At 69.6% G+C, this 19,017-nt stretch carries 13 protein-coding genes and 1 pseudogene; 12 read left to right on the forward strand and 2 right to left on the reverse strand.

The genetic code is table 11. The features are described 5' to 3' along the window. Window positions 1-218 precede the first annotated feature (218 nt). The 6 genes from ACZ6TU_RS28315 to ACZ6TU_RS28340 all read left to right on the forward strand — a co-directional run bounded on the left by ACZ6TU_RS28315 (window position 219) and on the right by ACZ6TU_RS28340 (window position 8,130). Entirely contained in the window at window positions 219-1,184 is a 966-nt protein-coding gene (locus tag ACZ6TU_RS28315; protein WP_467677416.1) for a PaaX family transcriptional regulator, read from the forward strand. A gap of 379 nt (window positions 1,185-1,563) precedes the next feature. Further along, entirely contained in the window at window positions 1,564-2,445 is an 882-nt protein-coding gene (locus ACZ6TU_RS28320) for an alpha/beta hydrolase family protein (RefSeq protein ID WP_467677418.1), read from the forward strand. Between the two features lie 402 nt (window positions 2,446-2,847). Next, complete coding sequence (locus tag ACZ6TU_RS28325; RefSeq protein ID WP_467677420.1) at window positions 2,848-4,752, forward strand: rhamnogalacturonan lyase; 1,905 nt, start codon at window positions 2,848-2,850, stop codon at window positions 4,750-4,752. A 265-nt stretch (window positions 4,753-5,017) separates the two neighbouring features. Then, window positions 5,018-6,073 carry a glycosyl hydrolase 53 family protein gene (locus tag ACZ6TU_RS28330; protein WP_467677422.1) on the forward strand — a complete coding sequence of 352 codons (1,056 nt, stop codon included), beginning with the start codon at window positions 5,018-5,020 and terminating at the stop codon, window positions 6,071-6,073. A gap of 67 nt (window positions 6,074-6,140) precedes the next feature. Beyond that, complete coding sequence (locus ACZ6TU_RS28335; RefSeq protein WP_467677423.1) at window positions 6,141-7,217, forward strand: rhamnogalacturonan acetylesterase; 1,077 nt, start codon at window positions 6,141-6,143, stop codon at window positions 7,215-7,217. 46 nt (window positions 7,218-7,263) lie between these two features. Next, a complete protein-coding gene (locus ACZ6TU_RS28340; protein ID WP_467677425.1) occupies window positions 7,264-8,130 on the forward strand; it encodes a GDSL-type esterase/lipase family protein in 867 nt (288 codons plus the stop codon). A gap of 108 nt (window positions 8,131-8,238) precedes the next feature. Here ACZ6TU_RS28340 and ACZ6TU_RS28345 read toward each other — a convergent pair whose 3' ends face one another. Further along, window positions 8,239-9,618 carry a pyridoxal phosphate-dependent decarboxylase family protein gene (locus tag ACZ6TU_RS28345; RefSeq protein ID WP_467677427.1) on the reverse strand — a complete coding sequence of 460 codons (1,380 nt, stop codon included), beginning with the start codon at window positions 9,616-9,618 and terminating at the stop codon, window positions 8,239-8,241. Window positions 9,619-9,770: 152 nt separating this feature from the next. Here ACZ6TU_RS28345 and ACZ6TU_RS28350 point away from each other — a divergent pair, with 152 nt between their 5' ends. The 3 genes from ACZ6TU_RS28350 to ACZ6TU_RS28360 all read left to right on the forward strand — a co-directional run bounded on the left by ACZ6TU_RS28350 (window position 9,771) and on the right by ACZ6TU_RS28360 (window position 13,307). Next, on the forward strand, window positions 9,771-10,259 hold the full coding sequence (locus tag ACZ6TU_RS28350; protein ID WP_467677429.1) for a MarR family winged helix-turn-helix transcriptional regulator: 489 nt from the start codon (window positions 9,771-9,773) through the stop codon (window positions 10,257-10,259). Between the two features lie 203 nt (window positions 10,260-10,462). Further along, window positions 10,463-11,716, forward strand: coding sequence for a sensor histidine kinase (locus ACZ6TU_RS28355; RefSeq protein WP_467677431.1), 1,254 nt, complete (start codon window positions 10,463-10,465; stop codon window positions 11,714-11,716). Window positions 11,717-12,038: 322 nt separating this feature from the next. After that, window positions 12,039-13,307 (forward strand): alpha/beta hydrolase family protein, encoded by a 1,269-nt coding sequence (locus tag ACZ6TU_RS28360; RefSeq protein WP_467677433.1) that lies wholly within the window; start codon window positions 12,039-12,041, stop codon window positions 13,305-13,307. A 133-nt stretch (window positions 13,308-13,440) separates the two neighbouring features. On the opposite strand, the pseudogene ACZ6TU_RS28365 reads toward ACZ6TU_RS28360, so the two are convergent. Continuing rightward, window positions 13,441-14,666: pseudogene (locus ACZ6TU_RS28365) on the reverse strand (IS30 family transposase). 372 nt (window positions 14,667-15,038) lie between these two features. On the opposite strand from ACZ6TU_RS28365, the gene ACZ6TU_RS28370 reads away from it, so the two are divergent. The 3 genes from ACZ6TU_RS28370 to ACZ6TU_RS28380 are packed head-to-tail and all read left to right on the forward strand — an operon-like array spanning window position 15,039 to window position 18,892. Further along, window positions 15,039-15,689, forward strand: a complete 651-nt coding sequence (locus ACZ6TU_RS28370) for a (2Fe-2S)-binding protein (RefSeq protein ID WP_467677435.1) — start codon at window positions 15,039-15,041, stop codon at window positions 15,687-15,689. Between the two features lie 12 nt (window positions 15,690-15,701). Then, window positions 15,702-16,682 carry an FAD binding domain-containing protein gene (locus tag ACZ6TU_RS28375; RefSeq protein ID WP_467677437.1) on the forward strand — a complete coding sequence of 327 codons (981 nt, stop codon included), beginning with the start codon at window positions 15,702-15,704 and terminating at the stop codon, window positions 16,680-16,682. After that, window positions 16,679-18,892: a xanthine dehydrogenase family protein molybdopterin-binding subunit gene (locus ACZ6TU_RS28380; RefSeq protein ID WP_467677439.1), complete on the forward strand. Its 2,214-nt coding sequence runs from the start codon at window positions 16,679-16,681 to the stop codon at window positions 18,890-18,892. The genes ACZ6TU_RS28375 and ACZ6TU_RS28380 overlap by 4 nt, the downstream gene beginning before the upstream one ends. Window positions 18,893-19,017: the final 125 nt, after the last annotated feature.

Below are 19,017 nucleotides of genomic sequence, written 5' to 3' on the forward strand. Positions count from 1 at the left end.
CGCCTGCCACACGGTCGACGGCGAAGGTGCTGTGCGTCGGGATCATGCTTCACCAAGAATCCCGATCGGGCACAGAGCTGTTATATATGTACGTCAGTCAGTTGACGTCCCAGTGTTCAGAGGAGTGGCAGTGAGCGCCCGTGGCACCCGCGCGCGTCAGGCGGGGTCGTTACAGTCGTTACATTGGGATCGCCGTATTCGACGCGTCGGAGCAGACCTTGGCGAACCTGTCCCACCTGGATGAGATCTTCTCCGGCGACGGCACCAGGCCGATGCGGTTGCCGCGCTGGCAGGCGGGCGGTTCGCCAGCGGGTTTGGCGGTCACCTTGATCGCTGACTACACGTTTCCGGCCCGGTCCTGGTTGCCGGCGGCGGCGATCGTGGCGTTGTTGGGGGAGTTCGACGTGGCCGCCGGTGCCGCCCGTACGACGATCAGCAGGCTGGCGGGTCGAGGGGTGCTGGAGAGCAGCCGGCAGGGGCGGTACAGCTCGTATCGGCTGACGCGGGAGGCCGCTGTCGATCTGTGGAGCGGCGGTGCCTCGATCGCCACGTTCACCACGCAACCCGACTCATGGGACGGATGGTGGACCCTGGTCGCCTTTTCCGTGCCGGAGCAGGAGAGCACGCGACGGCGCGCGCTGCGCACCGCGTTGAGGTGGCGGGGATTCGCGCCGCTGTATGACGCGGTATGGGCGTCGCCGCATCCGCTCACCCCCAAGGGGCGTGCCGAACTGGCGGACTTGGCGCTGGGGTCGGTGAGTGTGTTCCGCGCGCGGCAGGTGGATCTCGAAACGGAGGCCAACCGCAACCCGGTCGAGGCGTGGGACCTGTCCGGCATCGCCGGCCAGTACGAGATCTTCATCCGGCGGTGGAGCGGCCTGCTGCCCCGTGTCAGCGCTGGTGAAGTCACCGGTGCCGCGGCGGTGCGTGCCCGCACCGAGGTGATGAACACCTACCGCCACTTCCCGGTGCTGGACCCCCTGTTGCCCATCGATCTGCTGCCGGCCGACTGGCCTCGGTCCCGGGCGAGGGAAGTGTGCGTCGCGGTGTACGACGGTCTGGCCCACCCGGCCCAGGAACACGTCCGGTCGGTGGCGGCCCGGTCCGCGGACGGTCCGCACCTCGGCATCAGTGCCCATACGATCGCCGGCATGAGTGCTGGTATCGGTCACAGCCACGGCTGACGGCCCGACGGTCCGACCCTGAGTTCAGAGGGATTGGGTCGCAGAGATTGACAGATGGGAGTCCGATGGCGACTCTTTCTGTTATTCGAGATGGTGTGGGAGCGTTCACAGTCGTGTGGCCGCAGAGAGCAGATCGCATGCAGCATCCCTCGCCGCCTCGGGCCCTTGTACCTCCGCATCAGTGGTGACGGGAGGCACGTCATGCGTGAGTCACGGCCGGTCGGCGTTCGGCGGCCGCCACCGCACCCTGCGTGTTCAGCGGAAGCCGCACCATCACCCCGTCACCCCACCTGACGCTTCCTCATCAGTGGAGCGACCGGGCCACGAAGCTCCCGCATCTCCCCCCACGGACACCCCCCACTCACACAGGAGTTCATCCATGAGCATGCAACGGCGCACCTTCCTGGCTCTGAGCGCGGCCGGAGCAGCGGGCGTGGGCGCATCCCTGCTCGGCACCGGGCAGGCAGGCGCCCTCGTCAGGCCGCAGGGCGCACCGACCACGCCGTTCGCGGTCGGCGTGCGCCGGTATGACTGGACCCGCGGCAGCCGCCGGTGCACCACCTACGTCTACTACCCCGCCACCGGTACCCCCGGCGGCAACCCGGTGACGAACGCCCCGGTCGCAGGCGGTGTCTTCCCCGTCTACAACTTCACCCACGGCTACGGAAGCAGCCCGCAGAACTCCCTGTTCATCATCCGGGCCCTGGCCGCGGCGGGCTTCGTCGTCCCCGCCCCGCACTTCAACCACAACTTCAACGACGTCAACAACGGCAACTCCTCCAAGGACGTCTCGCAGATCCTCACCAACACCCTCGCGCTCAACGCGAGCGGTCCGCTGGCCGGGCACATCAACACCGGGATCGGCGTCGGCGTCTCGGGCCACTCCCTGGGCGGCATGATCACCCATGGCCTGCTGACCTCCTGGCCCGACCGCCGGATCATCTCCGCCAACCCGCAGTCCTGCACCGACATGGGCAACCCGTCCAGCTCGGTCTCGGCCAAGGTCCTGTTCGTGCACGGCGACCGGGACTCGACCACGGGGTACAACTCGGCCCGGCAGGCGTACAGGGAGATTGCCTGGCCCAAGGCGTTCCTCACCTTCGTCGGCGGCAGTCACACCAGCTTCTGGAGCGACAGGCGCTTCCCGAACACCGTCGTCGACTGGGCCCGCTGGACGATGTACGGCGACACCGCCGCACGGGACCGCCTCCCGGCCGACGCGGCCGGATCCAACACCAGGTGGGAATCCGTCCTGGGCTGAGGAGCAACGGCTCCACGCGCCGGGCGTGACGTTCCCGCACGTGAGGATCGCCAGACAGGCAGAACTGTCATGATCACGTCACTCGACGGCGTGCGAGGCGGCTCTGGTCATCCACGAACGCGGACAGCGAGGCGCTCGGTCACCGGCTCCACGACGGGCGCTTCGCTGCTCGTGCCGCCCCACAGCGGATGCCGGCACGGGCAACCTTCCAGGAGGTACTGATGCACGATCCAGTGGACGGTTCCCTCCGGCGGTTTCCACGCCGGACGCGGCCGGCGCGCCCTCGCGCCGCAGTGCCTCATGACCATGAAACGCAGATCTCTCCGCGGGGATGGCCCCCCGTCGGCCACCACCCCGTGATCCACCACTAGGCATGCACATCCCCCCACACCGGAGGTCACTGTGACCGACTCTCACCGGCGCCCCCGCACGGCGCCGCGTCCACGAAGAATCCGCCGAGCCTCGGGCGGCCGTGTGGCAGGCGTTCTCGCCGCCGCCGTCGCGCTGGCCGCCTCCGCTCTCACCGTGGCGCCCCAGACCGCGGAGGCCGCGACCGCGCGACAGGTGGAGCGCCTCGACCGGGGACTGACCAGTGTTCACACCAGCAGCGGGAACCTGGTGTCGTGGCGCTGGCTGGCCACCGACCCGAACGACGTGGCGTTCAACGTCTACCGCGGCGCCACCAAGCTCAACTCCTCGCCGATCACCGGCTCCACGAACTACTTCGACTCCGGCGCCCAGGACTCCGCCGACTACACGGTGCGCCCGGTGGTGAACGGCACCGAACAGACCCCTTCCGAGCGCGCGCTGCAGTTCCGGTCGGGTTACCTGGATGTGCCGATCTCGCCGCCGGCCGGAGGCACCGCTCCGGGCAACTCGGCGTACACCTACGAGGCAAACGACGCCAGTCTCGGCGACCTGGACGGCGACGGCAGGCTCGACCTGGTCCTGAAGTGGTATCCCACCAACGCCAAGGACAACGCCCAGTCCGGCTACACCGGCAACACCATCGTCGACGGCATCAAGCTCGACGGCACCCGGCTGTGGCGCATCGACCTGGGCCGCAACATCCGCTCAGGCGCGCACTACACGCAGTTCCAGGTGTACGACTACGACGGCGACGGCAAGGCAGAGGTCGCCATGAAGACCGCCGACGGCACCCGGGACGGCACGGGCGCGGTGATCGGCAGCTCGTCGGCCGACCACCGCAACTCCAGCGGCTACGTGCTCTCCGGCCCCGAGTACCTGACCATGTTCAACGGGCAGACCGGCAAGGCGATGGGGACCGTCGACTACGTCCCGGGCCGGGGCAACGTCTCCTCCTGGGGCGACAACTACGGCAACCGTGTCGACCGCTTCCTGGCCGGAACGGCGTACCTCGACGGAGCACGCCCATCGCTGATCATGGCGCGCGGCTACTACACCCGCAGCGTCATCGCCGCCTGGGACTGGCGAGGCGGCCAGTTCACCCGCCGCTGGACCTTCGACACCGCCTCCTCCGCCAACAGCGGCAAGGGCTATGACGGCCAGGGCAACCACAGCCTGTCCGTCGCGGACGTCGACGCCGACGGCAAGGACGAGATCGTCTACGGCGCGATGACCGTGGACGACAACGGCTCCGGGCTGTGGACCACCAGGCTGGGCCATGGCGACGCCGGTCACGTCGGGGACCTCAACCCGTCCCGCGCGGGCCTGGAGTACTTCAAGGTCTCGGAAAGCTCCAGCCAGCCCGGCTCGTGGATGGCCGACGCGCGCACCGGCCAGATCCTGTGGCGTACGGCCTCCGGCTCGGACAACGGCCGCGGGGTCGCTGCCGACGTCCACGCCGGCAGCCCGGGTGCCGAGGCATGGTCGGCCACCGACACCACCCTGCGCTCGGCGACCGGGGCCTCCCTGGGCCGGGAGCCGTCCAGCATGAACTTCCTGTCCTGGTGGGACGGCGACCCCGTCCGCGAGCTCCTCGACGGCACCCGCATCGACAAGTACGGCACCTCGGGCGACACCCGCCTGCTGACCGGCTCCGGCGTCCACTCCAACAACGGCACCAAGTCCACCCCGTCGCTGTCCGGAGACATCCTCGGCGACTGGCGTGAAGAGGTCATCTGGCCGACGTCGAACAACAGGGCCCTGCGGATCTACTCCACGCCGCACCAGACGAACACCCGCATCACGACCCTGCTCCACGACACCCAGTACCGGGCTGCCCTCGCCTGGCAGAACACCGCCTACAACCAGCCCCCGCACCCGAGCTTCTTCATCGGCAACGGGATGCCGGCGGCTCCCCGCCCCACCGTCTACACGCCCTGAACTCCGCCGCTCGGCCGCCCATGCTCCACCGCATGGGCGGCCGACCAGGGGCGGGGAGGGCTGGTCCGCTGTGAGACCCGCCGCGGCCGAGGCGCGGAACGGCGCGCTCGGCATGAGCGGCTCCGCCGTATCGGCGCGAAGCACCTCCTACGACGACCCACCGCCCCACTCACCTGCGCCAAACCCTGGAACACCCACCCCCCACGACCAACCTCCCGTCGGCCGCCACGACTCACGCGCGCCCGGCGAGGAGGAAGGAGCGACCATGCACCCCACCCAGGCATCCGGCTCCGGGCGGATCAGCCGCAGGACTCTGCTCAAGGCCACCACCGCCACCGCGGGGGCGATCGCCACCGCCGCCGCGCTCGCCGAACTCGAGACGCCGGCCAACGCCGCCGCGGGTTTCGTCAAGGGCGTCGACATCAGCTGGGTGCCGCAGATGGAGGCGCGCGGCTTCTCCTGGAAGAACGCGAGCGGGCAGAAGCAGGACCTGCTGACCATTCTCAAGGGGTACGGCATCACCGCCGTGCGGTTGCGCACGTTCGTCAATCCCTCCAGCAGCCCGACCGACGGGCACTGCGGCATCAACGAGGTCGCCGCCTTCGCCAAGCGGGTCAAGGCCGCCGGAATGTCGATCATGCTCGACTACATGTTCGGCGACACCTGGAACTCCGTCGGTGTGCAGAACCCGCCCGCCGCCTGGCGGAACATGAACTACAGCCAGATGCGCACCGCGATGAGCACGTACGTGAACCAGACCATGACGGTCATGAAGAACAACGACGTGCTCCCCATGTGGGTGCAGATCGGCAACGAGATCAACAGCGGGATCTGCCGCCCCGTCGGCAGCGTCTCCAACCCGGCGCAGATGACTGGGCTGCTCAACGCGGCGTACACCCAGGTCAAGGCGGTGTCACCGAACTCGATCGTGTGCATCCACCTGGCCCAGCCGCAGAAGTACGACGTGATGACGACGTTCTTCAGCCGCTTCGCGGCCAACGGCGGCAAGTGGGACATGTCGGTGTTCTCCTCCTACGGCAGCGCCGACGTCGCCCCCGGGATCGTGGGGAACATGAAGAAGATCTCGACGCAGTACGGAAAACCGTTCCTGCAGAGCGAGTTCGGCGGCCGGGTGGACAGGGCCTCCTCCACCCGGGCCGCGCTGGTCGCCTACACCAAGGCGCTGAAGGCCAACGGCGGGCAGGGCATCTTCTACTGGGAGCCGGAGTGCATGTCCCCGTTCACCGGCTACAACATGGGTGCCTGGGACTCCTCCACGCAGCGGCCCACCGTCATCATGGACGGCTTCACCCAGGCCTGAGCGACGGGCCGTCGACCTCAACCCGGTATCGACTCGGTCAAAGATGGGATTGGTGATTGTAATGGGCATGCCAGTAGTGCGCTCCGGAGGGCATCGGGTCCGGCTGGGCGCAGCGGGCCTGCTGACACTTGGGATGCTGGTCGGCACCGGCGCGGCGCATGCCGATGCCGCCGCGCGGGCTCTGCCGGCCGGTTGTTCCGGCACTGCGCCGATCAAGTGTCACTACGCGGTCTCACCCGGCAACTACGACGTGACGGTCTCCATCGGCGGCACGGCCTCCGCCGGGCAGACCGAGATGTGGGTGGAGGCCCGGCGTCTGATGCTTCCGGCGACGAAGACGGCGGCCGGTGCCGTCGCCACGTACTCGTTCACGGTCAACGTGCGGCAGCCGGAGGGGCAGCCGACCGGCCAGGGCGGCAACGGCAACCCCGGCCTGGACATCCGGTTCGCGGGCTCCAACCCCCAGGTCTCGGCCGTCTCGGTGAAGCCGGCGACCCAGCCGATGGTCGCCTACCTGGCCGGTGACTCGACCGTGTGCGACCAGCTGATCGCCCCGTACACCGGGTGGGGTCAGATGATCACGCCTGCGGTGCGTCCCGGCGCGGTCGTCGCCAACTACGCCGACTCCGGAGAGAGTTCGGGCAGCTTCCGGAACAACTCGGCGCTCTTCCCGGCCCTGCTGTCGAAGGTCAGGGCGAACGACGCGGTCTTCATCCAGTTCGGCCACAACGACAAGCAGACCAGCGCCTCCGCCTTCCGGAGCAACCTCACGTCCATGATCACGCAGGTCCGTGCGAAGGGCGGCGTCCCGGTCCTGGTGACCCCGCCGGTCCGCCGGCAGTTCAACGGCAACCGGCTGACGGCAACGGCGCTGCACGTCAACGGCGTGGGCGTGAACCTGCCCGCCGAGATGCGCTCGCTCGGCGCGGCGCAGAACGTGCCGGTGATCGACCTGACCACCAAGAGCAAGACGCTGGTGGAGTCCCTCGGCCCGTCCGCCTCCGCGCAGCTCTTCCTGCGCTCCTCCGTCGACGGCGTCACGGACAACACCCACTTCTCGCAGTACGGCGCGAACCAGATCGGTGGGCTGGTGCTCCAGAGCATCCGGGAGCAGCGCCTGCCCCTGGCCGCGCACCTGCGCTGACCGACGCCCGGCGGTGCCCGTCTGTGGGAAGGACCTGATGGACCTGATGAAGAAACTTCGGATACTCGTCACGACCGCGCTGGTGATCGCCTTGTCGAGCCTCGGCGTCAGCGCCGCCTCGGCGGCCGACGGCGTCGCGGCGAACTGCACCGGCGCCTCCCGCGCCGAGGCCCCGGCCGCACGAGCCGCGGCCGCACCGGTCACCGTGTGGCTGGCCGGTGACTCCACCATGGCCAACCCGGGCTCGGCCCGTTGCCCGGTCGGCTGGGGCAGCCAGTTCGACGCCCTGTTCAACAGCGATGTGACGGTCAAGAACCAAGCAGTGGGAGGCCGCAGCATCCAGACCTGGCTGTACGAGGGGAACGTGAGCAGCACCAAGGGCTCCGACGGCGAGTGCCGCCTCACGTCCAACACGTACTCGTCACGCTGGCAGGCGATGCTGAACGCGAGCACCGGGATGAAGGCCGGCGACTACCTGTTCATCCAGTTCGGCATCAACGACTCTTCCTCGACCTGCCCACGACACGTCGGCCCGGCCCGGTACCAACAGCTGATGACCATGATGGCGCAGGCTGCCCTGGCCCGGGGCGCACACCCGGTGCTGCTCACCCCGGTGGCAGCCATCACCTGCTCCGGCAGCACGGCGACCAAGAACCGCGGCTTCGTCTCCCAGACCTTCGCCGCCGGCTCCGCAACCGGAGCGCCGGTCATCGACCTGCAGACGCTCAGCGTCTCGCGTTACAACAGTCTGCGCTTCTGCCCGCACAACGGCGACTTCGGATCGGGGCCCGTGGGCGCATTCTTCTGCAACGACCGCACCCACTTCGAAACCTACGGCGCGCAGCAGGTCGCCGGGCTCGTCGCCGGTGACGTGCGCCGACAAAGCCTCCCGCTGGCCGCGTATCTCAGGTAGCGACGGGCTCGGAAGCGGCCCGGCCCACGCCTGATGCGGCACTCGCAACGCCCGGATCCGCCGACCGTGGCGGACCCGGGCGTCTGCTTGCGGCATCGGCGGCGAGCGTCACCTCGCCAGTGGTGGCCGTTGTCCGGCGAGCCGTTCGACCTGCTGGTGGAGGTGCTCCACGTGGTGCTCGGATTCCGGTTTCATCAGCACGCTGCGGAGGATGCGGGCGCTGTCGGCGTCCGCGGTGATTTTGGGGTGGCGTGCGGCGAACGCCTCGCTGTCGGCGCGCAGGGTGCTGAGGAAAACCGGGTCGGGGCTCGTCATGCCGTCCGTCAGGATGCGGGCGGAGGCAGTGTCGATGCCGCTCAGGGTGGCGGGGTCGACCACGGGGAAGTAGCTGACGATGTCCAGCTCCGGCTGCTGGTAGAGCTCCAGGTGGTCGGAGGTGGTGATCAGTTGTGCCCACTTCAACGCGGCCCGGCGGCCCGCCGCCAGCACCCGGCCCAGGCCGTCGGCGGTGGGCGGCAGGAGCTGGAAGGTGAGCCAGAGCGCGGCGGCCGAGGCACCGGCGCGTGAGCATTCCAGGCTGATCTCGCCGAGGTGGAGGTCCGTGGAGGTGAAGTACGTGTAGGGCGAGTCGTGCAGGTAGAAGCGCCCCACGTCGGGGTCGCGGAAGAGCACGGCACCGCAGCCGTAGGGCTGGAGCCCGTGTTTGTGCGGGTCGACGACGACCGAGTCGCATCGGGCGATCGCCTGCCAGGGCTCAGGCGCGAGTCCCTCGGGGCCCTCGGCGCCGGCCAGCAGGGTGAAGAAGCCGCCGTAGGCGGCGTCGATGTGGAACCGGACGCCGTAACGCTCTTTGAGGAGCAGGGCCTCGTGGATCGGGTCGACGACGCCCAGCCCGGTGGTTCCGGCAGTCAGTACGACCGTGCCCACCCGGCCGCCGCGCAGCAGGTCCTCCAGCGCGTCGAGGTCCATGCGTCCCCGGCCGTCCGTGGGGACCGCGTGTCCCTCCATCCCCAGCACACGGCACATGCGGCCGTGTGTGTAGTGGGCGTCCGCGCTGTACGCGACACCTCGGCCGGGGTGGAGTTCGCGGGCGACGAAGAGGGCCTCGAGGTTGGCGATCGTGCCGCTGGTGGTGAGGTGGCCGAGGTGGGTGTCGTAGCCGAACATGGCGGCCAGCTGAGCAACGGCCTCGCGTTCCATCCGGGCCGTGGCGGGGCCGCCGTCCAAGGCGTGGTTGTTGGGGTTGATCAGCATGGCGGTGAGGTAGCCGACCACCGCGGCGGGGTGCGGAGGCTTGAGCATCTGTCCCGCGTAGTGCGGGTGGAAGAAGGGGTAGTTGTCCCGAAGTCTCCCGGTGAAGTCCTCGAAGGCTGCGGCGAAGCGGCCGTCGTCGACCTGGAGCGACGGGTGCGGCTGGTAGGGGCCGAAGGTGTCGGCCCAGTCCTGTATCGCATGGGTGGCTCGGCCGAGCCAGTGTTGCAGGTCCATGGGGTCCCTCTCCGATGAGGCCGACGGGATGGCGTCCACCATAGGATTTCGTTGAGCAGTCAGCAATTGATTGCTCAGTAATTGAGACGTCAGTAGGTGATGTGGCAGTAAACTCCCAGGCCAGGACCATCAGGATGGGAGGACCTGGGCAGGTGAATGCCGCGACCCGGCAGGGCGACCAAGCCGCCCGTGCCGCCAACAGCCAGCTCGTTCACGACTTCGGGCTGCTGATCAAAGCCGCGACCCGGCTGGAGCACCGGATCGATACCGCGCTGCGACGGGAGTGCGGGATCAGTCACACGATGCTGGAGGTCCTCATCAGGCTGTGCCGCAAGCCGGGCGAGGAGGTCTCCCAGCGTCGGCTCGCCGAGGACCTCACCCTCACCAGCAGTGGCACCACCCGGCTGATCGACCGCATGGAAGAAGCCGGCCTGGTCTGTCGTGTCCCGTCACCGGACGACCGCAGAAGCGTGCTGGTGGAACCGACCGATCACGGTCGTACCGTGTTCCTTCAGGCCGCGACTGTTCACGCTCATGTCGTCGAGCGGTACTTCGTCACCCCCGTGGCCCACGACGACTACACCCGGCTGACCGGCGCACTGAGCGACATCAACGAGGCGCTGCGCGAGGCCGCCGACTGACATCGGCGGCCCATGGGTGCAGCACACGGTGGCGGAAGCGACCGCTGGGACTGCCGGTACCGGACAGGCGGGGGCGTCGCCCATATTCCTCGCGTAACACCGCGAACGCCTCGGTCGTTCGGCCACTTTACGACGCCCCACGCTCGGGCGGCGGTGGCCCTTCGGCTGATCCGGCTGGGGCGCGGGATGTTTACTGTGGCGCCGTGGACTCTTGGCACGTGATCGTCGGACCGGCCGGCCCGCGCGGCCGCCGGCGCAGAGGGCTGTACGCGGCCGGTGTGGTCGTGATGGTCCTGGCGGCCGGTACGGATCTGCTGGAGGCGGGTCTGGTTGCGGCGCTGGGTACCCCGGGCAGGTACAGCGTGGCGCCGTGGCTGCAGCCTGCCGCTGTGCTGCCGCTCTGCCTGGCCGCGGTGCTCTGGCCCGCTGCCCGGCGGCCTGTGTGGGTCACTCCTGTGCTGCGTGTCGCCGTGCCCGCCGGCGCGTCGTTGGGGCTGACGATGGTCGCTGTCGTGACCGGCTGGCAGGTGGCGTTCGGGCTGGGGGAAGTGGCGTGCCTGCTGTACCTGCTGCTGGTTGCCGTCCGTTCCGGCCCCGGGTGGTGGGCGGCGGTCTGCGGTGTGTCCGTCGTCACCCTGCCCGCCAGGTTTCTCGCGAGCGCCGGCGAGGCCGCCGGAGGATTCGGGCTGGCGCTCCTCGTGCTGGCGATCGTGAGCGGCGGTCTGGGCGGCTACCTGCGTTTCCTCGATCATCGCCGCCGCGTGATGCTTGACGAGACCCGTCGGAGTGAACGCCTCGCGATGGCCGCTGACCTGCATGACTTCGTCGCCCACCACGTCACGGGGATCCTGGTGCAGACGCAGATGGCCCAGATGATGGCCACCGATCCGGACCAGCTGCGTCCCGTGCTGGGGAACATCGAGTCCTCCGCCACCGAGGCTCTGGCGTCCATGCGGCGTACCGTGGGCCTGCTGCGGGAGGCGCCGGACGACGCCACAGCTGACGGCGCGAGCCGTCCGCGCGGCGATCTGACGGCGCTTGCGGGCCTGGTCGAGGGCTTCGGTGGTCCCGTCGGCCCGAAGGCCGTTGTGCACCGTGATCCCGCCGTACTCGACGACCTCCCGCCCGAGGTACAGGCAGCCGCATACCGTGTCGTCCAGGAGGCCCTGACCAACGTCCGCCGTCACGCCGCCGACGCCGACGAGGTCACCGTGGACCTGGTCCACGACGGCCGCGCGCTGACGGTGACCGTGCGCGACGACGGCCGCGGCGGCACCCGGATCCCGCAGGCCGCGCGGGGCGGCGGCTTCGGTCTGGTCGGCCTCACCGAACGCGTCACCGCCCTCGGCGGTGAACTGCGCACCGGTCCCCGTCCCACCGGTCAGGGCTGGGAGGTCACGGCGGTGCTGCCGACGGCCTCATCAGCCAGGGGCGTGACGCGCCGGTGGCCTGACTGACGTGATACAGGCGCGGTAGGCAGGGCCGGGACGGACGGGCGAATTCCAGGGGTTGTTGCAACACCATGGTGATTTGATCAAGCTGCGAGCAGGTTAGACAGGCGCTCGGCTGGGGTTTCCCAGCAGAGCGTCTTGCGTGGGTGGCTGTTGAGTTCGGCGGTTACGGCGTCGAGGTCGCTACAGGTGTGCCGGATCAAGGTGGCGGGGAACGTCGTCGTCGGGCAGCGACGGTGAGCACCGAGCGCACCCTCGGGAAAACCCCACACACGTCGGAGGGTTGGCCGGATGGTCGGCTGTGTCGGCGGATACGTACGGTCACGACATGAAGCGAATGAGCAGGGTACTGATGGTCTCGGCGGTGTCGGTGGCGCTGACGGCGAGCGGCACGACGGCCGTGGTCGCACAGCAAGCGGAGGAACCCCGGGCCGCGGTTGTCGCGCCGGTTGCGGCGGACTTATCGCGGGGCACGCTCGTGTCGATCGAGCACCTGCGCACGCTCAGCGCCCGCGAGGTCGCGGCTGAGCTGGCGGGGGACAAGGCGGGTGCCTGGGACACCGGCGCCGTACGGTACGGTCTGGACACCTTCCGGATCGTGTACCACACAGTTGACCCTCACGGTCGGCCCACGACGGCCAGCGGACTGCTGGCTCTGCCTCGGAGCGGTGAACGGCGCCTGCGGACCGTGTCCTTCACGCACGGCACCGAACTGTTCAAGGGCGACGTCGCCTCCGTCTCGACCAGCGTCTGGGACCAGGCCCCCGCCTTGACCTACGCCTCCGCCGGATTCGCCACGGTGCTCCCCGACTACCTCGGATTGGGCTTGGGCCCCGGCCCGCACCCCTGGATGGACGTGCCCTCGGAGACGACGGCCGCCCTGGACATGCTGCGCGCCTCCCGCGCCGTCGCGACGGCCAAGGGTCGGGAGCTGCGGCGCGAGGTACTGGTCACCGGCTTCTCACAAGGCGCCTCGGCGGCACTGGGACTGGCCCAGTCGCTGCAGGAAGGCGCCGACGGATGGTTCCGGCTGCGCGCCGTGGCGCCCATCAGCGGCGCGTACGCGTTCCGCGACGCGGAACTGCCCGCGCTACTGGCCGGGCAGACGGAGCCGAAGGCAAGCGTGATCTACACGGCGCTGACCCTGGTCGCCTTGAACCGCCTGCACCACCTGTACGACACGCCGGCCCAGGTATTCCGCGCGCCGTACGACCAGACGATCGAAGGTCTGCTGGACGGCACACACACCGGTCAGGAGGTCGAGGCGGGCACCCCGGACTCCATCGACGCGCTCCTCACACCCCGAGGCCGGGCGATGCTGGCCCACCCCACCGGACGGCTGGCGGCGGCCCTGCGGATCGCCGACGGCGTGTGCACCGACTGGACGCCGCGCGCTCCGATCCGGCTCTACTACGCCGATGGCGACGAGCAGGCCGTCACCGCGAACACCGCCCGCTGCCACGCCGCCCTGCGTGCCCGCGGCGTCCATGCCCCGTTGATCGACCTCGGCACCCCTGACTACGGCGGCTCACGCCACCTGGGTTCCCAGCAGGCCGGAACCGCCGCCGTGGTGCGGTGGTTCCACTCCATGCGGTAGGCGGGCCGTCTACCGGATGTTCCGCCGTCGGAGGCTTCACTATCACTCGCCGGGTGCAGAACAGCTTCTCCCTGGCCCGTCCCTCGGGTGAGGGGGCCGCTGTAGGGGTCGTTGCAACACCATGGTGATTTGATCAAGCTGCGAGCAGGTTAGACAGGCGCTCGGCTGGGGTTTTCCAGCCGAGCGTCTTGCGTGGGCGGCTGTTGAGCTCGGCCGCGACGGCTTGAAGGTCCTCAGGGGTGTGCGTGGACAGGTCGGTGCCCTTGGGGAAGTACTGCCGTAGCAGGCCGTTGGTGTTCTCGTTCGAGCCTCGCTGCCAGGGACTGCCGGGATCGCAGAAGTAGACCGGGATGTTGGTAGTGATGCTGAAGCCGCGGTGAGCGGCCATCTCGGTGCCCTGATCCCAGGTCAAGGACCGCTTCAGGAGGGGCGGCAAGGTCTCGAAGGTGGCGATGAGGGCGTCGCGCACGGCTGCGGAGTTGTAGCCGTCGGGCAGGTGGACCAGCATCAGGTAGCGGGTGCTGCGTTCGACGAGTGTGGCGATCGCGGAGTGCTTGTTGCGGCCGAGGATCAGGTCGCCTTCCCAGTGTCCCGGGACAGCCCGGTCGGCTGCCTCGGGCGGCCGTTGGCTGATCATGACCATGTTCTTGACGGCGCGGGTGCGCCTGCGGTCGGCCAGGCGGCGAGGGCGTCGCATGGCACGTCCAGTGCGCGGAGCGCGGGTCAGTTCGCGGCGGAGTTCACTGCGGCCTCGGGCGTAAAGGGCCTGGTAGATGGTCTCGAGGCTCACGTGCATCTCTGGCCGGTTGGCGAAGCGTCTGTGCAGAGCGTGACAGATCTGTTCAGGGCTCCAGCGCAGGGCCAGATGGGACTGGACGAAGTCGTGCAGTTCTGGGTTCTGTCCGATCTTCCCGGTCTTGGGGCGGGGCAGGCGGGCGTGGGCGGCAAAGGGCCGGTAGCGCCGGCGGCCGTTGGCCAGGACGGTGCGGTGCGGCGGATTTCGCGGCTGATGGTCGACGGGCTTCGACCCAGCTCGGCGGCGATTGCCCGGATGGTGGCCTTCTCCTGCAGGCGGTCGGCTATGTGGATGCGGTCGGCCTCGCGCAGATAGCGGGAAGGAGCGGCAGGTGTCAGCTCAGCGACGGGCGGTGCCGGGTTGACCGGTGATGCTGCCTTGAACCGACCCGATGCACCTCGTCCGTTGCGCCATCGCTCGCCGGTACGGGTGCTGATGCCGACGGTCCTGGCTGCCTCGACAAAGCTCATTCCTTGATCCACAAACCGGAAGTATGTCTCCCGTTCCCGGACCAAGGGCTTGCGGCCCCGCGGCCTCCGGCTCCCCCGAACTTCGATGTCCATTGCCACCTCTGAGCTGAGGTGTTGCAACGACCACTAGAACCCAGAACGCCGTGGCGACATAAGGGCTGCCGACGGCCGGGCAGCTCTGCCTGCTACTGCCAGACGTACCAACGGCAGTCGTAGCAATGGGAGTCGTCCCAAAACTCTTTGCTCGTTGGATCGCGCCGTGTGCAGCACAGTGGATGTCATGCCGCACCGAAGGCCTGGTGAGGCGGCTGCCGGACGCGTTCAAGCCCCGGCCGCCGCACTCCTCCCGGGCTGAGGGCCCGGCTCGTCCGCCGCGGCGTGAACCGTCTCCCGCACTCACGCCGATTCGTGCACATGACGGTGGTCGGTACCGCCATCCGTCTTCCGTCGACCAAGAGAGTGGGCATGTCCATCGAACCCCCCGAGTCAACTGTTTCTCCTCCCGAGGGATCGCCCGAGGGACCTGCGTCCGCCCCGTCCCGGCGCACGTTCATCGCGACCACCGCCGTCGGCGGTGCGGTCGTGGTCGGCGGCCTGACAGCGGGGCCGTCCGTGTTCGGCGCCGAGCCCGCGGAAGCCGCCGAGGCGCCGCCCGGCAGCCGCGTCTCCCTGACCGTCAACGGCGAGCGGCGCACCGTCACGGTCGACAACCGGACCTCCCTGCTGGACCTGCTGCGCGAACACCTGGGGCTGACCGGCTCGAAGAAGGGTTGCAACGCCGGTGCCTGCGGCGCCTGCACGGTCCTGGTCGACGGACGCCGGGTCAACTCCTGCCTGACGCTGGCGATCCGGCTGGACGGCGCCGAGGTCACCACCATCGAGGGCCTGTCGAAGGGCGAACGGCTGCACCCGCTGCAGCAGGCGTTCATCGACCAGGACGCCTTCCAGTGCGGGTTCTGCACCTCCGGCCAGATCATGTCCGGCGTCGGCTGCATCAAGGAGGGGCACACCGGCTCACCGGAGGAGATCCGGGAGTTCATGAGCGGCAACATCTGCCGCTGCGGCTGCTACGTGAAGATCGTGCGCGCCGTCGAGCAGACCGCACACGGGAAATGAGGCACGGTCCCCATGCACCCCTTCTCTTACACCAGGGCCGCCGACACCCGGCAAGCCCTCGACGCGGGCCGTGACGGCGGCCGTTACATCGCCGGCGGCACCACGCTGGTCGACCTGATGCGTGAGACCGTCGAACGCCCCCGCACGCTGGTCGACATCAGCGGCCTGCCCCTGCGCGAGATCATGGTCGCCAAGCGCGGGGGCCTGCGCATCGGCGCGCTCGTGCGGATGTCCGAGGCCGCCGCCCACCGGGGCGTGCGCGCTCTGTTTCCGGTGATCTCGCAGGCGCTGGAGCTGAGCGCGTCGGCGCAGCTGCGCAACATGGCGACCATCGGCGGCAACATCATGCAGCGCACCCGGTGCACGTACTTCCGTGATGTGACGGCAGCCTGCAACAAGCGTGAGGCGGGCTCCGGTTGCGCTGCCCTGCACGGCGTCAACCGCACCCACGCCATCCTCGGCACCTCCGACGACTGCGTGGCCACCCATCCCTCCGACGTCGCCGTGGCCTTCGCCGCCCTGGAGGCGACCGTGGTACTGCTGGGGCCGGACGGCGAGCGGACCGTGCCCTTCGCGAACTTCCTGCTCAAGCCGGGCAGCACACCCAACCGCGAACAGGCCCTGCGCCAGGGTGAGTTGATCACCGCAGTGGAGATTCCGGCCCTTCCGCGTCCGCTGAAGTCGGGTTACCTGAAGGTGCGCGACCGGCAGTCGTACGAGTTCGCGCTCACCTCGGCGGCCGTCGCCCTGCACATCAGCGGCGGGGTGATCCGCCAGGCGAAGGTGGCCGCCGGAGGCGTGGGCACCGTGCCGTGGAAGCTGCCCGCCGTCGAGCGGGAGCTCATCGGCAAGCGGCCGTCCGCCGACCTGTGGGCCAGGGCCGCCGAGCGGGCGGCGGACGGGGCCCGGCCCCTCCAGCACAACCGTTTCAAGGTCGAGTTGCTCAAACGGACCGTCGAGCGCCAACTGCGCGTCGTAGGAGGTGGCAAGTGAGCCCGCAGCCGCAGGCAGCCGTCGGAGCGCCGCTGTCCCGGGTGGACGGACGGCTGAAGGTCACCGGCCAGGTCAAGTACGCCGCCGACCACGACATCGACGGCGTCGTCCACGCCGTCATCGTCGACAGCACCATCGCGCGCGGACGCATCACCGGCATCGACACCCGCGCCGCCGACGCCCTGCCCGGAGTCCTGAGTGTCATCAGCCACCTCGACGCCCCCAGGCTGGCCTACCGCGACAACCCGGGCGCCTGGCTGGACCCGGCCGTCGGCGAGCGGCTGCACGTGTTCCAGGACGACGAGGTCCGCTTCATGGGGCAGCCCGTCGCCGTGGTCGTCGCCCGCACACTGGAGGCCGCCCAGCACGCCGCGGACCTGGTGAAGGTCTCCTACGACGCCGAGAAGCCGTCGACCGACATGGCAGCATCCGGAGTCCGGGAGAACGACCCCCTGCCGCCGCAGAACTACGCGCGCGGCAACCCCGAAGACGCACTGGCGTCGGCGGAGGTCAAACTGGAGGGCACCTACCGGCTCACCCGTAACCACCACAACGCGCTGGAGCCGCACGCCACCATAGCCCGCTGGGACGGCGACAAGCTCACCGTGTGGGACAAGACCCAGTGGGTGGTGGGCGCGCGGGACGAACTCGCCGCCGTGTTCGGCATTTCGGCGGAGAACGTGCGTGTGATCTCGCCGTTCGTCGGCGGCGCGTTCGGCAACGGGCTGCGCGCCTGGCCGCACTCCACCATCGCGGCCCTCGCCGCCCGCCAGATCCGCCGCCCGGTCAAACTGGTCCTGACCCGCGAGCAGCTGTACTACGGGGTGGGCTACCGGCCCGCCTACGAGTACGGGCTGCGTCTGGGCAGCACCCGAGGCGGACGCCTGACGGCGGCGGTCCACCGGATACGGGCCGAGACGTCCTCGTACGAGCACTACGTCGAGGGTGTGATGAACCCGGGGCAGATGCTCTACGCCACGCCCCACGTCCGCCAGGCGTATCGGACCGTGCCGCTGGACGTGAACACACCGACGTTCATGCGGGGCCCCGGCTGGTCCAGCGCCGCCTTCGCCATCGAGTCGGCCATGGACGAACTCGCCCACGAGACCGGCATCGACCCGATCGAGCTGCGGCTGCGCAACGAACCGCAGGAGGACCCTGCCAACGGGCTGCCCTGGTCCACCCGGCGCCTGAGCGAGTGCCTGCGGACCGGAGCCCGCGAGTTCGGCTGGCACCGGCGCAACCCCAAGCCCCGCTCCCGGCGGGACGGCGACTGGCTCATCGGCATGGGCATGGCCAGCGGTATCTACGACACCCTGCGCATGCGGTCCGAGGCACGGGTCAGGCTGGACGCCGACGGCACGGCCCTGGTCCAGGCGTCGACGAGCGACATGGGCCCCGGCACCTACACCTCCATGACCCAGCTCGCCGCCGATGCCCTCGGCCTGACCATGCGCACGGTCCGCTTCGAACTCGGCGACTCCACCTTCCCGGCGGCCCCACCGCATGGCGGATCGCAGACCATGGCCGGCGTCGGTTCCGCCGTCCAGGACGGCTGCGACAAGCTGCGGCAGGAGGCGATCAAACTCGCCGTCGAGGACGAGCGGTCACCGCTGCACGGCATCGACGCCGACGACATCGTGGTCCGAGGCGGCCGGCTGCACGTCAAGGGCAACCCCGCGCGCGGGGAGACCTACCGGCAACTGCTGGTGCGTAACGGCCGTACGCACCTGGAGACGCGCGGGCTCTTCACCCCGAGCGGCGACGACCGGTACTCCATGAACGCCTACAGCGTGACGTTCGCCGAGGTGGCCGTCGACCGGCGGCTTGGCCTGGTGCGGATGCGGCGCATGCTGGGCGTCTACGACGTCGGGCGGATCATCAGTCCCAAGCTCGCCGACAGCCAGGCCCTCGGCGCCATGGTGGGCGGCGTCGGGCAGGCCCTGCTGGAGCACACGGCCACCGACCACCGCGACGGCCGGATCGTCAACGCCAACCTCGCCGACTACCTCGTGCCCGTCAACGCCGACATCCCCGACATCAAGGCGATCTATCTGGACGGGGAGGACCTCCACGCCGACCCCATCGGCGTCAAGGGCCTCGGCGAGATCGTGAAGGTCGGGGTCGCACCGGCCATCGCCAACGCGGTCTTCAACGCCACCGGCCGCCGCGTCCGCGACCTGCCCATCACCGCCGAAGCCCTGCTCTGAACCCCGGGCGGCCGGGGCTCTCTCTCCCCCTGGGAGTCCCGGAATCGACCCGGTCGGCCCGCCGCCGCGGCCATTCCCCCCATGCCGCCGCGGCGGCGGGCCTCCCCGACCACCCCCGAAGGACA

The sequence above is a fragment of the Streptomyces sp. NPDC052064 genome (assembly GCF_055585925.1).

What these genes read in the sequence shown, in the direction of transcription:
- ACZ6TU_RS28320 (WP_467677418.1), top strand. Translation starts at nt 1,564, where the DNA reads ATGAGCATGCAACGGCGCACCTTCCTGGCTCTGAGCGCGGCCGGAGCA.
- ACZ6TU_RS28370 (WP_467677435.1), top strand. Translation starts at nt 15,039, where the DNA reads ATGTCCATCGAACCCCCCGAGTCAACTGTTTCTCCTCCCGAGGGATCG.
- ACZ6TU_RS28335 (WP_467677423.1), top strand. Translation starts at nt 6,141, where the DNA reads ATGCCAGTAGTGCGCTCCGGAGGGCATCGGGTCCGGCTGGGCGCAGCG.
- ACZ6TU_RS28330 (WP_467677422.1), top strand. Translation starts at nt 5,018, where the DNA reads ATGCACCCCACCCAGGCATCCGGCTCCGGGCGGATCAGCCGCAGGACT.
- ACZ6TU_RS28340 (WP_467677425.1), top strand. Translation starts at nt 7,264, where the DNA reads ATGAAGAAACTTCGGATACTCGTCACGACCGCGCTGGTGATCGCCTTG.
- ACZ6TU_RS28345 (WP_467677427.1), bottom strand. Translation starts at nt 9,618, where the DNA reads ATGGACCTGCAACACTGGCTCGGCCGAGCCACCCATGCGATACAGGAC.
- ACZ6TU_RS28375 (WP_467677437.1), top strand. Translation starts at nt 15,702, where the DNA reads ATGCACCCCTTCTCTTACACCAGGGCCGCCGACACCCGGCAAGCCCTC.
- ACZ6TU_RS28360 (WP_467677433.1), top strand. Translation starts at nt 12,039, where the DNA reads ATGAAGCGAATGAGCAGGGTACTGATGGTCTCGGCGGTGTCGGTGGCG.